Source organism: Rossellomorea sp. KS-H15a, assembly GCF_024195245.1.
GTDB lineage: Bacteria > Bacillota > Bacilli > Bacillales > Bacillaceae_B > Rossellomorea > Rossellomorea vietnamensis.
Window position 1 is genome coordinate 2,051,072 of sequence record NZ_CP096886.1, and the last position, 14,576, is coordinate 2,065,647.

General features: G+C 42.6%; 15 protein-coding genes and 1 other annotated feature. Of the genes, 12 read left to right on the plus strand and 3 right to left on the minus strand.

The annotated features are described in order from the left end of the window. Positions 1-75 precede the first annotated feature (75 nt). The 4 genes from M1J35_RS10540 to fabF all read left to right on the plus strand — a co-directional run bounded on the left by M1J35_RS10540 (position 76) and on the right by fabF (position 3,674). A complete protein-coding gene (locus tag M1J35_RS10540) occupies positions 76-1,044 on the plus strand; it encodes a BMP family ABC transporter substrate-binding protein (RefSeq protein WP_254653586.1) in 969 nt (322 codons plus the stop codon). Further along, positions 1,041-1,229: a ComZ family protein gene (locus tag M1J35_RS10545; protein WP_034763435.1), complete on the plus strand. Its 189-nt coding sequence runs from the start codon at positions 1,041-1,043 to the stop codon at positions 1,227-1,229. Before M1J35_RS10540 ends, M1J35_RS10545 begins: the two co-directional genes overlap by 4 nt. A gap of 216 nt (positions 1,230-1,445) precedes the next feature. Further along, the gene (locus M1J35_RS10550) at positions 1,446-2,378 is read left to right on the plus strand and encodes a beta-ketoacyl-ACP synthase III (protein WP_254653587.1); all 933 of its coding nucleotides are present in this window, start codon (positions 1,446-1,448) and stop codon (positions 2,376-2,378) included. Positions 2,379-2,429: 51 nt separating this feature from the next. Further along, on the plus strand, positions 2,430-3,674 hold the full coding sequence (fabF, locus tag M1J35_RS10555) for a beta-ketoacyl-ACP synthase II (RefSeq protein ID WP_224520457.1): 1,245 nt from the start codon (positions 2,430-2,432) through the stop codon (positions 3,672-3,674). Here fabF and M1J35_RS10560 read toward each other — a convergent pair. After that, entirely contained in the window at positions 3,671-3,883 is a 213-nt protein-coding gene (locus M1J35_RS10560) for a hypothetical protein (RefSeq protein ID WP_254653588.1), read from the minus strand. The two genes, fabF and M1J35_RS10560, sit on opposite strands and share 4 nt — an antisense overlap. Positions 3,884-4,437: 554 nt before the next feature. Between M1J35_RS10560 and M1J35_RS10565 the strand changes: the two genes are divergently transcribed. The 3 genes from M1J35_RS10565 (at position 4,438) to M1J35_RS10575 (ending at position 6,420) form a co-directional block, all read left to right on the plus strand. Beyond that, a complete protein-coding gene (locus M1J35_RS10565; protein WP_254653589.1) occupies positions 4,438-5,229 on the plus strand; it encodes a DUF2268 domain-containing putative Zn-dependent protease in 792 nt (263 codons plus the stop codon). Between the two features lie 136 nt (positions 5,230-5,365). Next, positions 5,366-5,575 (plus strand): YuzI family membrane protein, encoded by a 210-nt coding sequence (locus M1J35_RS10570; RefSeq protein ID WP_034763443.1) that lies wholly within the window; start codon positions 5,366-5,368, stop codon positions 5,573-5,575. Between the two features lie 95 nt (positions 5,576-5,670). Next, positions 5,671-6,420: a YjbA family protein gene (locus M1J35_RS10575; RefSeq protein ID WP_034763445.1), complete on the plus strand. Its 750-nt coding sequence runs from the start codon at positions 5,671-5,673 to the stop codon at positions 6,418-6,420. Positions 6,421-6,522: 102 nt separating this feature from the next. Here the strand turns inward: M1J35_RS10575 and trpS are convergent, their stop codons facing one another. Together trpS and M1J35_RS10585 are read right to left on the minus strand one after the other, a co-directional pair. Further along, positions 6,523-7,521, minus strand: coding sequence for a tryptophan--tRNA ligase (gene trpS / locus M1J35_RS10580; RefSeq protein WP_034763448.1), 999 nt, complete (start codon positions 7,519-7,521; stop codon positions 6,523-6,525). Between the two features lie 51 nt (positions 7,522-7,572). Beyond that, positions 7,573-7,805 (minus strand) — a binding site (T-box leader). A gap of 43 nt (positions 7,806-7,848) precedes the next feature. After that, positions 7,849-8,232, minus strand: a complete 384-nt coding sequence (locus M1J35_RS10585; RefSeq protein WP_254653590.1) for a DUF3899 domain-containing protein — start codon at positions 8,230-8,232, stop codon at positions 7,849-7,851. Positions 8,233-8,742: 510 nt separating this feature from the next. Here M1J35_RS10585 and M1J35_RS10590 point away from each other — a divergent pair. The 5 genes from M1J35_RS10590 to M1J35_RS10610 all read left to right on the plus strand — a co-directional run bounded on the left by M1J35_RS10590 (position 8,743) and on the right by M1J35_RS10610 (position 14,546). Next, positions 8,743-10,395 (plus strand): peptide ABC transporter substrate-binding protein, encoded by a 1,653-nt coding sequence (locus M1J35_RS10590; protein ID WP_254653591.1) that lies wholly within the window; start codon positions 8,743-8,745, stop codon positions 10,393-10,395. Between the two features lie 172 nt (positions 10,396-10,567). Further along, the gene (gene opp3b, locus M1J35_RS10595; protein ID WP_254653592.1) at positions 10,568-11,497 is read left to right on the plus strand and encodes an oligopeptide ABC transporter permease; all 930 of its coding nucleotides are present in this window, start codon (positions 10,568-10,570) and stop codon (positions 11,495-11,497) included. Beyond that, a complete protein-coding gene (opp3C, locus tag M1J35_RS10600) occupies positions 11,497-12,522 on the plus strand; it encodes an oligopeptide ABC transporter permease (protein WP_079534585.1) in 1,026 nt (341 codons plus the stop codon). The genes opp3b and opp3C overlap by 1 nt, the downstream gene beginning before the upstream one ends. Positions 12,523-12,540: 18 nt before the next feature. After that, positions 12,541-13,611, plus strand: coding sequence for an ABC transporter ATP-binding protein (locus M1J35_RS10605; RefSeq protein WP_254653593.1), 1,071 nt, complete (start codon positions 12,541-12,543; stop codon positions 13,609-13,611). Further along, positions 13,611-14,546: an ABC transporter ATP-binding protein gene (locus tag M1J35_RS10610; RefSeq protein WP_254653594.1), complete on the plus strand. Its 936-nt coding sequence runs from the start codon at positions 13,611-13,613 to the stop codon at positions 14,544-14,546. Before M1J35_RS10605 ends, M1J35_RS10610 begins: the two co-directional genes overlap by 1 nt. Positions 14,547-14,576 lie beyond the last annotated feature (30 nt).

Genomic DNA, 14,576 nt, shown 5'->3' on the forward strand with positions numbered 1-14,576 from the left:
CAGGTGAGGGTAAAATAGGAATGATGTAATGAACCTTTTATAGATGCTGCATGGGCTTTAAAGGAGTTGCTGCACATGAATAAGAAATGGTACATGTTTTTCCTGATTGTATTCCTGGTCGGACTAAGTGGTTGTTCAGCAGGGAACAGCGAAGAGATAGAAAAGGTTGGTTTACTTGTTCCGGAAGCAGTGAATGATGGAGTTTGGGGAACAAAAGGTTACAAAGGATTACTAAAAATACAATCCGATTATCATGCAGACGTGTTCTATAAAGAGGGAATGAAGAATGATACATCAATCAAGCAGGCAGTAGAGGAATTTGATGATAAGGATGTCACCTTAGTATTTGGACATGGAAGTGAGTATGCGGATGTCTTTAACGACTTGTCAGGAGAGCATCCCAATATGCATTTCGTCAGCTTTAACGGGCATGCCACGGAGAAAAATACGACAAGCCTACAGTTCAAGGGATACGCAATGGGCTTTTTCGGAGGAATGACAGCAGCATTTCACTCTAAAACGAAGAAGATCGGTGTGATTGCGGCCTTCGAGTGGCAGCCGGAAGTTCAAGGGTTTATAGATGGAGCGAAGTATCAAAACAGTGAGACAGAGGTTAACGTAGAGTACACCAATCATTGGGACGATCAAGAGAGGGCCCTTAACGAGTTGGACACTTTACTAAACGAGGATATCGATGTTGTGTATCCTGCAGGTGACGGCTATAATGTAGCTGTAATCGAAAAGCTTAAGGGAAAAGGACTGTATGCCATAGGGTACGTATCCGATCAATCCGATCTCGGGGAATCAACGGTCCTGACAAGCACAGTTCAACAGGCAGATAAGTTGTATGCAGTAGTAGCCGAGAGGTTCGCCCATGATGAGCTGGAGTCAGGTAACCTGGAATTCGATTTTGAAGACGGTGTGATCTCCATGGGGAAATTCAGTCCAGTCATTCCAAAAGATTTTCAATCTGAAATGAAGCAACATATCAAGGACTATATTGATACCGGCAAATTGCCGAATGGAAAGGAATCGAAGCAATGAATCAAGACAAAACAATGGAATTTATGCAAATTGCCATGAAGTATTTCCCTCAAGCGAAGGAACAACTCGATCAAGCGGGAGTCGAGTTCTCTCCTGAAATGCTGCAGCCATTCATGACGCTGTTCACCCAGGTCATGAGTGAAGCCTATGAATTAGGCAAACAGGATGCCTTACATAAAGAATAAGCGAATGGAAAGACGGGTCACCTGAATGTTAGGTGGCCCGTCTTTTGTTGTGTTTTGAGGTTGGACGGGTGTGGTAGGGAGTGTAGAAGCGGGAAAGGAAGAAAAAATAATTGCAGAAAGTAGAAATCTTCGATAAAATTAGTACCAAGTCATAATAATTGATAATAACCATTGAGCATATGAAAAAAATTATAAACGAAAGTAGGGAACGCCAGTATGAATACAGGTATTATTGGAATTGGACGTTATCTTCCTGAAAAGATCTTAACAAACGCGGACCTCGAAAAAATGGTGGATACTTCGGATGAATGGATTCGTACGAGAACAGGCATTGAAGAGAGAAGAATAGCAAATAATGAAACAAATACCTCTGATATGGCTTTCGAAGCCGCAAAGAAGGCAATCGCTGACGCGAAAATCGATCCCGAGGACATCGACCTGATCATGGTTGCAACCGTTACCCCGGATCATCCATTCCCATCCGTTGCCTGCCTCCTTCAGGAAAGATTGGGGGCCAAGAAGGCTGCGGCAATGGATATCAGTGCCGCATGTGCAGGCTTTATGTATGGTATGATTACGGCAAAGCAATTCATTGATAATGGTGCGTACAAGAATGTCCTAGTGGTCGGTGTGGAGAAATTATCCAAAATCACTGACTGGGAGGACCGTAACACCGCCGTCCTGTTTGGAGATGCTGCAGGTGCGGCGGTCCTTGGACCCGTTCCGGACGGCAAGGGGATTCTTGCCTTTGAATTAGGATCGGACGGTTCAGGAGCGAAGCATTTGTATCAGGATGAAAAATTGATCATGAACGGTCGGGAAGTGTTTAAGTTCGCCGTTCGTCAAATGGGTGAATCCAGTATAAATGTGATTGAAAAGGCAGGTTTAAGTAAAGAGGACGTAGATTTCCTGATTCCTCATCAGGCCAATATCCGTATCATGGAAGCAGCCAGGCAACGACTGGAACTGCCCGTGGAGAAAATGTCTAAGACCGTAAATAAATATGGAAATACATCAGCGGCTTCTATCCCGGTTTCTTTAGTGGAAGATCTAGAGGCGGGAAGAGTGAAAGAGAATGATGTTGTCGTCATGGTAGGATTCGGTGGCGGTTTAACTTGGGGCGCAATCATTATGCGCTGGGGTAAATAATAGAGTATCAGAAACTTATCGACAACTTGCAGATAAAGGAGATGGAATAGAATGAATAAGAAGCGTGTAGTGGTGACAGGATTAGGAAGCGTCACGCCTTTAGGTAATGATGTTGAATCGACCTGGTCGAATATTTTGGCCGGAAAGACAGGGGTAGGGCCTCTGACGCGTTTAAACGCCGATGAATATCCTGCCAAAGTAGCGGCAGAACTAAAAGACTTCAATATTGAAGAGTTCGGAGTGGAAAGAAAAGAAGCAAGGAAGATGGACCGCTTCACTCACTATGCGATTGCCGCGTCGTTAATGGCAGTAAAAGATTCAAAGCTTGATATCACAGACGAAAATGCACATCGCGTCGGTGTTTGGATCGGTTCAGGAATCGGGGGAATGGAAACATTTGAACAGCAATACGAAACCTTCCAAAAACGTGGATACCGCCGGGTGAGCCCGTTCTTCGTGCCAATGATCATACCTGATATGGCAGCGGGACAAGTATCCATTATGCTCGGAGCCAAAGGCTTCAACTCTTGTACCGTAACGGCATGTGCGACAGGGACAAACTCAATCGGTGATGCCTTCAAGGTCATTCAGCGTGGGGATGCGGATGTGATGGTTTCCGGTGGAGCAGAGGCACCCATCACGAAAATGTCCGTTGCCGGATTCTGTGCAAACACAGCCCTTTCCACGAATCCAGATCCTGAAAAAGCATCAAGACCGTTTGATTCCAATCGTGATGGCTTCGTAATGGGAGAAGGAGCAGGAATCGTCGTTCTGGAAGAACTTGAGCATGCCTTAAAACGTGGAGCGACGATTTATGCAGAAATCGTTGGGTACGGATGTACCGGAGATGCCTATCATATCACTGCCCCGGCCCCGGCTGGAGAGGGTGGCGCACGAGCGATGAAAATGGCACTTGAAGATGGCGGGATCCTTCCGGAAGAGATGGACTACATCAATGCCCACGGAACAAGCACCCCATATAATGATAAATACGAAACGATGGCTGTGAAAGAAGTATTCGGGGACCATGCTTATAAACTGGCCATGAGCTCGACGAAATCCATGACTGGCCACCTTCTCGGTGCGGCAGGCGGAGTTGAAGCGATTTTCACTGTACTGGCGATGAAAGACAGTGTCCTTCCTCCTACCATCAATATTGAAACGCCGGATCCTGATTGTGATCTCGACTATGTAGCAAACGAAGCAAGGAAACAAGAAGTGAATGTAGCGATGAGTAATTCATTAGGATTCGGTGGTCATAATGCCACCATCGTATTTAAAAAATATCAAAATTAACAAAAAGAGGCTTTGACATTATTTAAATCCATTGCCTCTAAAGCTGAACCATTTAATAAATAGTTAGGATCACTTGTTACACCGCTATTGATTTCCGTGCAAGACTTCGCTTTCCTCGGGCGGAAGGCAAGCCTCCTCGTCGCTAACGCTCCTGCGGGGTTACCTATTCCGCTTTTCCCGTAGGAGTCTTCTTCTTGCACTCCAATCAATAGCTAGATCCTGCTATAAACATTGACTATGCTTTAGCAAGAATAATAAAGGCCAATTCATTGTAGTTATTAATAGAGAAACGATAGTTTTCGAATGTTCGGTCATTTGTTGTTTGTGAAAGCAGAGTGAGTCATTCACTTAAGGTAAGGATATTTGTATAAGTGACGGTAATCGGTCACTGTAACTAATAGAATAAGAGTTGGTGTAAGCAATCGTCGATACTACGATGTAATAGTGAAACGCTTACGCTTGGAAAGTTGATTGGAGCGGAAGTTGCTCGACTCCTGCGGGAAACGCGGGAAAGTTGAGACCCCGCAGGGCTTAAGCCCGAGGAGGCTCAACTCACGCCCCGCGGAAAGCGAGCAACTGGAGCGGAAATCAACCACTACTCACTACATCCAAAAGCAATGGTATTTACGTATACAGCCAAATGATGAATCCGAACGATTTCGATTTTCAAAAAGAATCTCGAATGATTGTTCGGATTTTCTTTTATCTAAACACTTTTGTCCCTGGCTCTTTTTGTTGTGAATCTTTCCTCTTTCACATATACATGTTAAAAAACATGGAAAGAGGGATGAAGGTGGCAGTCATACCTACAGATGAGTGGTTGGCAGAGTGGATTGATAATCCCTTGGATCTTCTCAAGAAAACGAAAAATGGCAAAGACGATCAGCAATCCTTTTATCAATACCTCACAAAGCACGGAATGTACCGTTCTGCGCGTCTCGCCGGAGATATTTACGAAAAAATGAAAGAAAAGAAACTTTGGGAACGATTTGCTCTCTTTGAAAAAAAATATAAGCGGAAGTGGAATGGACCGAGCGTTCCGATCTATCTATTCCCCGTACAGGAAAAAAGGGGGATGTTCCAGTCATCCATGAAAAAATCAGGGGTATGCTTCAAAGATGAAATCTTCTTTTTTGTTACGGACCAGGAAGACCCAAAAGAGTATGAAGCGTTATTTGTCCATGAATATCATCACTGTGTCAGAATGAAGCGGTTAAGCAAAAAGGAGGATCACTACACGCTCCTTGACTCCATCATCTTTGAAGGGCTGGCAGAAACGGCTGTCAAAGAATACTGTGGAGAGAAATATGTGGCTCCCTGGACAAAAGCGTATGATGAACAAGAGTTGTCCCGCTACTATGAAAAATGGATAGAGCCCAATTTGGAAGTGAGGCGGGATAGTCCCCTGCATGATCAGCTGCTTCTTGGACAGAAATCCTTTCCGAAAATGCTCGGCTATTCATCGGGCTACCGATTGGTGCAACAGTTTTTAAAGAAACAGGATTCGTCAACCCTTTCCCTCATAGGAGAACCGTCAGCAGTATTTTTACCATAGAAATCAAGGGAATTACTGAATCTGATCTTCCTGAAATTAGAATGTCCTGTGCCGTCATATCTTCCTGTTCTTTTCATAAAATATACTAAGCATGGACGGGCTCCAATATCTAAATGTAAGGATAGAGGCGGAAGGTATGGTGGTACAATTGTTCGGGCTCTTTATAGGATTTGGACTGGCTGTTTCAGGAGGAGTAAGTTTAATCATGTATTTAAACTTGCTTACGACCGGAATGACATTTGCAGACTATATAGTCTTCGTCTCCACACGTGTCGAATGTTATTTATTCCTTTTGGGAATCCTCGTCATCACCCTCTCGATCTATATACCCCGCAGAAAAATATAATCACTATCATAAAACCCCTTATGATAGGAATAAATTTACACGGATTAGCCTATACTGATTGACAAATAAGATTGAAGCAAAGCGAGGGGTCAATCATGTTATATCTTCATGATGTATGGGTAAATTGGTTCGAAGGCGAAGAAAATGGTTACAATGTCTGCCATTTTCATGAATGGAGAAAAGAGGACGTTATTGAATTACTGGATCAGGTTCCTCTGATTAAAGTAGACACGACACTGTTTCATTACATCGAGAATGATCTATCAGAGTTACCTCAACAACTGCTCCATCATGTCTATCAAAAAGCGTATCTGCGAAAAAACCACGAACGGATCCAGTTGGATTATTGTTTCATTGTGACGGATGGTACCGGGATACTGGCAGTGGACACAATCGGATACACCGTTCCAATCAGAAAAAGCAGGCTGATACCAAGACAGGAACAACTGGTGTATGAAATGGTCGAAAGTCATGAAACGGTACAGTATTCCATTGAGCCGGACGGTAAAAGGGAGGATGCGTATCATATTCTTTCCCCGAATCCTTATATGATGAGTGGGCTAACGCGGAAGGAAAGACAATTGAAGCAGCTGTTATTCATGGCCCTTGATCAACTTCACAGTTCAAACAACACGGCGGAAATCCGCTATTGGTACACCGAATGGGCACCAGAGCGCTACCGCACCATACAGGAAATGGATTTCGAAGACATATGGCAGATGCTATATGAAGAAACCCAGTACGGTTGGTCGGACAAGCACCTCACTCTCTGTGAAAATTTGATAAAGGGACAACCATTTTTCGAAAAACTATGGGAAGTGGAAAACCGTCCTAAGGTAAATTGATACTTCGCATGAAAACCTTGAGTCAGGAGTGGGCTTGAGGTTTTTTTGTATGCCGGCAGGAAAAAGGCCAGACACCGCGGAAGCAGTCTCTGGCCTTTCTGTTTATTTCCTCTTTCTCTCTTTTCTTCCCAGTCCCATGGCCTTTTCCATCTTCTTCAGCATTTTGTTTGCTGCGAAGTTTGCCTTTTCTGCACCGCGATCAAGGATATCATCCAATTCCTCTGAATCGATCAATTCATAGTAGCGGTCCTGTACCGGCTTGATGGCGTTTATGACCACTTGTGCCAAGTCGCTTTTGAAGTCCCCGTATCCTTTCCCTTCATATTTCTGTTCGAGTTCTTCTATAGAAGTACCTTCAAGAATCGAATAGATCGAAAGGAGGTTAGACACGCCGGGCTTGCTTTCTTTATCATATTTCACAATGCCATCTGAATCGGTTACGGCACTCTTGATTTTCTTCTCGATCTGTTTAGGATCGTCAAGGAGTGTAATGAACGCTTTCTGGTTCGAATCGGATTTACTCATCTTCTTCAACGGGTCCTGAAGGGACATAACCCGGGCACCGACTTTGGGGATTCTTACTTCGGGTACAGTAAAGATATCATTGTATTTATTGTTGAAGCGTTCCGCCAGGTTCCTGGTCAGTTCCAGATGCTGTTTCTGATCCTCCCCGACGGGAACAAGATCTGTTCCATATAACAGGATGTCAGCCGCCATAAGCGGTGGGTACGTTAATAATCCTGCTGAAACGGCCTCTTTGCCATGAGATTTATCTTTGAATTGAGTCATTCTTTCAAGCTCCCCGATATAGGTCACACACTGCAGGATCCATCCTGCCTGTGCGTGTGCAGGAACTTCCGATTGAATGAATAATGTGGATTTCTCCGGATCGATGCCACAAGCGATATACAGGGCGGCAAGACTGCGGATGTTTTTACGCAGCTCCATTTTATCCTGAGCCACTGTGATCGCGTGCTGGTCAACCACACAGAAGTAACAATTATATTCTTCCTGAAGCTCGGTGAATTGCTTCATCGCTCCGATGTAATTACCGAGGGTGATCGTCCCACTCGGCTGAATGCCACTAAATATTGTCTTCATTTCATTTCCTCCTAGTTTTACACAAAATAAAAACCCACCCGTCCTATGAAAAATAGGGACGAATGGGATGATTTCCGCGGTGCCACCCTAAGTGCCCGTTAGAGCCACCTTAGTCCATGACGTGCATGGAACCTCTTTAACGTAAGGTAATCCCGTTATGTGCTACTCCGTTTCACACATAAAGCTCCGAAGTCCATTCCTTTTCGAATGAATACTTGTTCGCACCACCCACAAGCTCTCTTTGACTCACCCTGAAAAGTACTACTCTTCATCCATGCTTATACTTTCATTCATATGTAGATATTATATGAGAAAAAAAGGGTGAATTCAAGTGTACAGAAGGTAGGTCATGATAATCGAAAGGACGAATGCGAGTCCTCCGGTCAATAAAAAGGATTTCGTAATGGAGTAGGAACGTTGTACACCATATTCCTCGTGAGCTTCTTTCATCTCATCCAGGTCATCGAACTGGGATATATACTTTCCTTGTTTCGTGCTATGGCGAAATCTTTTAAGAGCGTACACGATCCCGTTGAAAAATCCCTTTCCAAAAATATAAAGGAGGGCACCGATACTGATATAGGCAATCCCGATGACAAACAAACTGTCTATAATAGAAAGAAATAGATCTTTTTCCTGCAATGAAGCCACAACCATGGCAATGATAAAAATAAGAAAGGTAAGTATGTTGAACAATTTCATTCGTTTCATAATGCTCCTTAAGATGTTTTTAACCAAAGTATACATGAAGGGAGAAGAATAATTCAATTATCATTCATATATATTCAATTCTTTCGTTATTGTTTGAGGTAAGAAAACAGACATCCATGCAGGGCGTACATACGAACGGTATCTGATTTCCAATAATGATAGAGGGAGAAATAAGTATTAATTCTATTATTTATATTTAGTCTGATGTTTTAATATTTATAATAGAAGGGGGGTGTCGGAAGAAGAAATAATATCCACTATGCAGAATGATTTTACATGGATGAAATTTATGATTGTAACAATTGTAATGGGACAAACTCTCTAAAATATTTAGAAAAAACGTTGATGTAACAGGGTTTAGACAACAATATACCTACTAATCTGATAATTTAGCAAAAAAACTGTTAAATTCATATTGCAATAATTTCTCTATCATGTATAATAAGTAACAAATCTTCTGAAAATTAGAAGATAAATAAATATGAGATTTACGAGGAGGTCAATTTCAAGATGAAGAAAAAGTTTTCATTCTTGCTGGTTCTTCTTCTGGCTCTAAGTACTTTCTTGGCTGCTTGTGGCGGCGACAAGAAGACTGAGGGCAATGAGGAAGGATCAGGTGCAGGCGGTTCTGACGAAAAGAAAGAACAAGTACTTAATCTTATCGAGGGTTCAGAGATCCCATCAATGGACTCTACACTGGCAACTGACGCTGTTTCATTCAACGTAATGAACAACGTATTAGAAGGCCTTTACCGTTTAGGTGAAAATGATGAAGCAGTTCTTGGTATGGCTGCTGAAGAACCACAAGTAAGTGAAGATGGAAAAACTTACACGTTCAAGATCCGTGATGCGAAATGGTCAAATGGAGACCCCGTTACGGCTAATGACTTCGTTTACGCTTGGAAAAAAGCTTTAAACCCTGACACTGGTGCAGAGTATGCGTACATCATGTACGATATCAAAAACGCTGCTAAAGTAAATGCTGGTGACCTACCAGTTGATGAATTAGGTGTTAAAGCAACTGATGACAAAACATTAGAAGTTCAGCTTGAAACTCCGGTACCATATTTCAAAGCTTTACTTTCTTTCGCAACATTCTATCCTCAAAATCAAAAATTCGTGGAAGAGCAAGGCGACAAGTTCGGTCTTGAAGCTGACACGGTTGTGTATAACGGACCATTCACTCTTTCTGAGTGGAAGCATGAGCAAAGCTTCAAACTTTCTAAAAACGAAGACTACTGGGATGCAGAAACTGTGAAGTTGAAAGAAGTTAACTTCAACATCGTTAAGGATACTGCTACTGGTGTAAACCTTTATGAAACAAACAAAGCGGATATCGCTGGTCTTTCAGCTGAATTCGTTGACAAGTACAAATCTGATGAGAACTTCAAAACAAGAGCTGCTACATCCGTATACTTCTTACGTTTAAACCAAGGTAATGAAGTATTGAAAAATGTTAACGCTCGTAAAGCAATCGATGCTGCTTATGACAAGCAAGGTATGGTTGATGTATTACTTAACAACGGATCGATCCCTGCTTACTACCTAGTACCAAAAGACTTCGTAACAGGTCCTGATGGAACTGAATACCGTGAAGCTGTAGGCGATTTCGGTGGATTCGACGCTAAAAAAGCTGCAGACTACTGGGCTAAGGCAAAAGAAGAGTTAGGTAAAGATTCTATTGAATTAGAACTATTAAACTATGACTCTGACAGCTCTAAGAAAATCGGTGAATTCTTAAAAGAACAACTTGAGCAAAACCTAGAAGGATTAACGGTTAAGATCAAAGCTCAACCATTCAAGCAAAAGCTTGAACTAGAAACTAAAGGTCAATATGACTTCTCGTTTGCTGGTTGGGGTCCTGACTATCCAGATCCGATGACGTTCGTTGACATGTTCGTGACAGACGGTGCTCATAACCAAATGGGTTACTCAAATGCTGAATATGACAAGAAAATCGAGCAAGCTAAAGGTGAACTTCTTGATGATTTAGATGCACGCTGGCAGGCAATGATTGACGCTGAAAAGATTCTTTTCGATGATCAAGCGATCAGTCCAATGTATCAAAAAGGCGTTTCTTATCTAGAGCGTCCGTATGTTAAGAATGTTCTACGTCATTCATTTGGCGCAGATAATTCATACAAATGGGCTTCAATTGAGTAAGTATTAACTCAGTAGACACACCTTTAAAGGGAGAGCGTATGCATGAGCATATGCTCTCCTTTTCCAGTGAATGTCGATAATTATCAAAAAAGTAAAAATACATTGAAAATTTGTCGAAAATAGCTATAATAAAAAATGTAGAAAAAATAAGATAAAAAAGGGGGGCTAAAGAATGGTCAGATATACAATTCAACGTATCGTCTATATGATCATCACTTTGCTTATCATTGCAACCGCCACTTTCTTTCTGATGAAGCTCCTGCCTGGATCTCCACTGCAAAACACAGAAAGGCTGTCTCCGGAACAACAACAAATCATCCTGGATAAATATGGTCTCAACGACCCGCTGCCGGAACAATATATCAACTATATGGTTGGGCTGGCTAAAGGGGATTTGGGGTTATCCTTCCAATATGATAATCGCCCGGTTACTCAAATTCTTGGCACTCGTATTGGACCTTCCTCACTTTTAGGATTTCAAGCCATGGTATTAGGAACATTTATAGGACTGTTAGTAGGTATCATTGCTGCAATTAAACACAATACTTGGTTAGACTATGGATCTACTTTCATGGCTGTATTGGGAATCTCGATTCCGTCCTTTGTATTTGCAGCACTATTACAATATTATGTAGGGGTCAAACTCGAATGGCTTCCTGTAGCACTTTGGGGCGAATATAAGCATACCATTCTTCCTACACTAGCACTTACAGTCGGTGTGGTAGCTACCATTGCCCGTTTTATGAGAACAGAAATGTTAGAGATTCTAAACTCTGATTATATTTTACTAGCAACTGCCAAAGGTATTTCGAAGACGGGTACCATCGTGAAGCATGGAGTTAGAAATGCCATGATTCCAATTGTTACTATTCTTGGACCTATGACAGTAGCAGTTATGACTGGATCCCTGGTTGTAGAACGGATTTTTGCGGTTCCTGGCTTAGGGGAACAATTCGTATTATCAATCAATACAAACGATTACACAGTCATTATGGGTATTACACTATTCTTTAGTGCATTATTTATTGGTGTTATTTTCTTGGTAGATATTCTATATGGAATCATTGATCCGCGTATCCGCTTAGCTGGAGGGAAGAAATAATGGAAGCAAACAAAAAGAAATTAGAGCAACTTAGTCCAGACCTCTTCCAACTCCAAAAGGCTAGTGGGGACGAGGCAGAAAAAATATCACGTCCAAGCTTGAATTTCTGGCAGGACTCATGGATTCGCTTGCGCAAGAATAAAGGCGCACTTGTAGGAATCATTATCACTGTAATTATCGTATTCTTTGCCATATTCGGTCCTGGAATGAATGAATATAAATTCAGTGATCAAAATATCCGTCATGCAAAGCTGCCTCCGAAAATTGAAGCGCTTTCAGGGATCAGTTGGCTTCCGTTTGACGGAAAAGATGCTGACGGCTTTGATGTTTATGAATCGAGACAAATCAAAGAGAATTACTGGTTTGGTACAGATGACCTCGGACGTGACTTATGGACACGTACATGGAACGGAACACGCGTCTCTTTATACATCGGGATACTTGCCGCAGTCATTGATTTCCTAATCGGGATTTCATACGGTGGGATTTCCGCTTACTATGGTGGAAGAGTCGATGACGTAATGCAGCGTATCGTTGAAATTTTGGTAGGGATACCTAATCTAATCGTAGTCATCCTTTTCATCCTGATATTTGAACCGGGTATTTTCTCCATTACGATGGCGATGGTCATAACCGGCTGGGTCGGTATGTCAAGGATTGTCCGTGGACAAGTCCTACAATTAAAGAATCAGGAATTTGTCCTTGCATCCCGTACTTTAGGAGCAAGCAGTAATCGTTTGATCTTCAAACACCTGCTACCGAATGTAATGGGACCTGTCATCATTACGACAATGTTCACGGTTCCTGGTGCTATTTATACAGAAGCATTCTTAAGCTTTATCGGATTAGGGATCGCTCCACCTAAAGCGTCTCTGGGATCATTGGTTAATGAAGGATACAGATCTATCCAATCATACCCACATATGATGCTTGTACCGTCAGCCGTCATTTCATTAGTCATTCTAAGCTTCAACTTAATGGCAGATGGACTGCGTGACGCACTAGATCCGAAAATGCGTAAGTAATGGAAGGGAGATAATACTATGTCAAAAATTTTAGAAGTGAAAGATCTACACGTCTCCTTCAATACGCATGGAGGAGAAGTCCAGGCTGTACGGGGTGTGGATTTCCATTTAGATAAAGGTGAAACATTAGCGATTGTTGGGGAATCAGGTTCAGGTAAGTCCGTAACGACGAAAGCCCTTATGAGACTGATTCCAAACCCGCCGGGATTCATCAAGGGCGGAGAGATTCACTTTGAAGGCAAAGATTTAGCCAAGCTTCCGGAAAAGGATATGCAAAAAATCCGTGGGAAAGATATCTCGATGATCTTCCAGGATCCAATGACGTCTCTGAACCCAACGATGATAATCGGGAAACAAATCATGGAACCACTCGTGAAGCACCAGAATATGAGTAAAAATGACGCGAAAAAACGCGCCGTTGAATTACTGAAGCTGGTTGGTCTTCCGAGCCCGGAAACCCGCTTTAAGCAATACCCGCATCAGTTCTCGGGTGGACAGCGTCAGCGTGTCGTAATCGCCATCGCTCTTGCATGTAATCCTAAAATCCTTATTGCCGATGAACCTACAACGGCATTGGATGTTACGATTCAGGCACAGATCCTTGAGCTGATGAAGGATCTTCAAAATAAAATTGAAACATCCATCATTTTCATCACCCATGATCTTGGCGTAGTTGCGAATGTGGCAGATCGCGTAGCGGTCATGTACGGTGGTCAAATCGTAGAAACGGGAACCGTCGATGAAATATTCTACGATCCTCGTCACCCGTATACGTGGGGATTGATCGGTTCGATGCCGACAACGGAAACAGAAGGGGAGCAGGAGCTTGTAGCGATTCCAGGTACTCCACCGGATCTATTGAATCCACCAAAAGGAGATGCATTCGCCCTCCGAAGTGAATATGCATTGAAAGTGGATTTCGAGCAGGAACCGCCATATTACCAAGTATCTGACACTCACTACGTGAAATCATGGTTGTTACATCCGAGCGCTCCACAGGTTGAGCCGCCGGAAGCAGTGAAAGTTAGGCAAAGACTGATGCCTTCAAATTATAGAGAGCCGGTACTTGTTGAGGGGGTTCGTTCATAATGACAAAAAAATTACTAGAAATTAAGAACTTAAAGCAATACTTCAACCCGGGAAAACCGAATATGGTTAAGGCAGTCGATGATATCAGCTTTGATATTTATAAAGGGGAAACCCTTGGACTTGTTGGAGAATCGGGTTGTGGTAAATCTACGACAGGCCGTACGATCATCCGTCTTTATGATGCGACGGACGGTCAGGTTCTCTTTAACGGTGAGGATGTTCATGGGAAGAAGTCACGCTCTCAATTAAAGAAATTCAACCGTAAAATGCAAATGATCTTCCAGGATCCTTATGCGAGTCTGAATCCCCGCATGAAGGTAGCCGATATCATTGCTGAAGGTATTGATATTCATGGATTGGCTTCATCCAAGGAAGAACGTTTGAAGAAGGTTCATGAGCTACTGGAAACTGTGGGTCTGAACAAAGAGCATGCAGGCCGTTATCCACATGAATTCTCAGGTGGACAACGTCAGCGTATCGGGATTGCCCGTGCACTGGCTGTGGATCCTGATTTCATCATTGCCGATGAGCCGATTTCAGCCCTTGACGTTTCGATTCAGGCTCAGGTCGTCAATCTTATGCAGGAACTTCAAAAGGAAAAAGGATTAACTTACTTATTCATTGCCCATGATTTATCCATGGTAAAGTATATCAGTGACCGGATTGGTGTTATGTATTATGGAAAGCTTGTTGAATTGACTACAAGTGACGCCCTGTACAAAAATCCGCTTCATCCATATACTCAATCGCTTCTATCTGCGATACCGTTACCGGATCCCGAGTATGAGCGCACCCGCAGAAGAAAAGAGTACAATCCTTCTGTTCATAACTATACAGAGGATGATAATCTTGAAATGCGTGAAGTGGTACCTGGACATTTCGTTTACTGCTCAGAGAAAGAATTTGCGCAATATCAAGCATCGTATAAAAGCTAAGAGGATGATAAAAGCTCCCTTCGATGAAGG

Bases quoted from the DNA above. Each gene is read 5' to 3' on its own strand.
- M1J35_RS10540 (WP_254653586.1), top strand. From the start codon at position 76: ATGAATAAGAAATGGTACATGTTTTTCCTGATTGTATTCCTGGTCGGA.
- M1J35_RS10545 (WP_034763435.1), top strand. From the start codon at position 1,041: ATGAATCAAGACAAAACAATGGAATTTATGCAAATTGCCATGAAGTAT.
- M1J35_RS10550 (WP_254653587.1), top strand. From the start codon at position 1,446: ATGAATACAGGTATTATTGGAATTGGACGTTATCTTCCTGAAAAGATC.
- fabF (WP_224520457.1), top strand. From the start codon at position 2,430: ATGAATAAGAAGCGTGTAGTGGTGACAGGATTAGGAAGCGTCACGCCT.
- M1J35_RS10565 (WP_254653589.1), top strand. From the start codon at position 4,438: ATGTTAAAAAACATGGAAAGAGGGATGAAGGTGGCAGTCATACCTACA.
- M1J35_RS10570 (WP_034763443.1), top strand. From the start codon at position 5,366: ATGGTGGTACAATTGTTCGGGCTCTTTATAGGATTTGGACTGGCTGTT.
- M1J35_RS10575 (WP_034763445.1), top strand. From the start codon at position 5,671: ATGTTATATCTTCATGATGTATGGGTAAATTGGTTCGAAGGCGAAGAA.
- trpS (WP_034763448.1), bottom strand. From the start codon at position 7,521: ATGAAGACAATATTTAGTGGCATTCAGCCGAGTGGGACGATCACCCTC.
- M1J35_RS10585 (WP_254653590.1), bottom strand. From the start codon at position 8,232: ATGAAACGAATGAAATTGTTCAACATACTTACCTTTCTTATTTTTATC.
- M1J35_RS10590 (WP_254653591.1), top strand. From the start codon at position 8,743: ATGAAGAAAAAGTTTTCATTCTTGCTGGTTCTTCTTCTGGCTCTAAGT.
- opp3b (WP_254653592.1), top strand. From the start codon at position 10,568: ATGGTCAGATATACAATTCAACGTATCGTCTATATGATCATCACTTTG.
- opp3C (WP_079534585.1), top strand. From the start codon at position 11,497: ATGGAAGCAAACAAAAAGAAATTAGAGCAACTTAGTCCAGACCTCTTC.
- M1J35_RS10605 (WP_254653593.1), top strand. From the start codon at position 12,541: ATGTCAAAAATTTTAGAAGTGAAAGATCTACACGTCTCCTTCAATACG.
- M1J35_RS10610 (WP_254653594.1), top strand. From the start codon at position 13,611: ATGACAAAAAAATTACTAGAAATTAAGAACTTAAAGCAATACTTCAAC.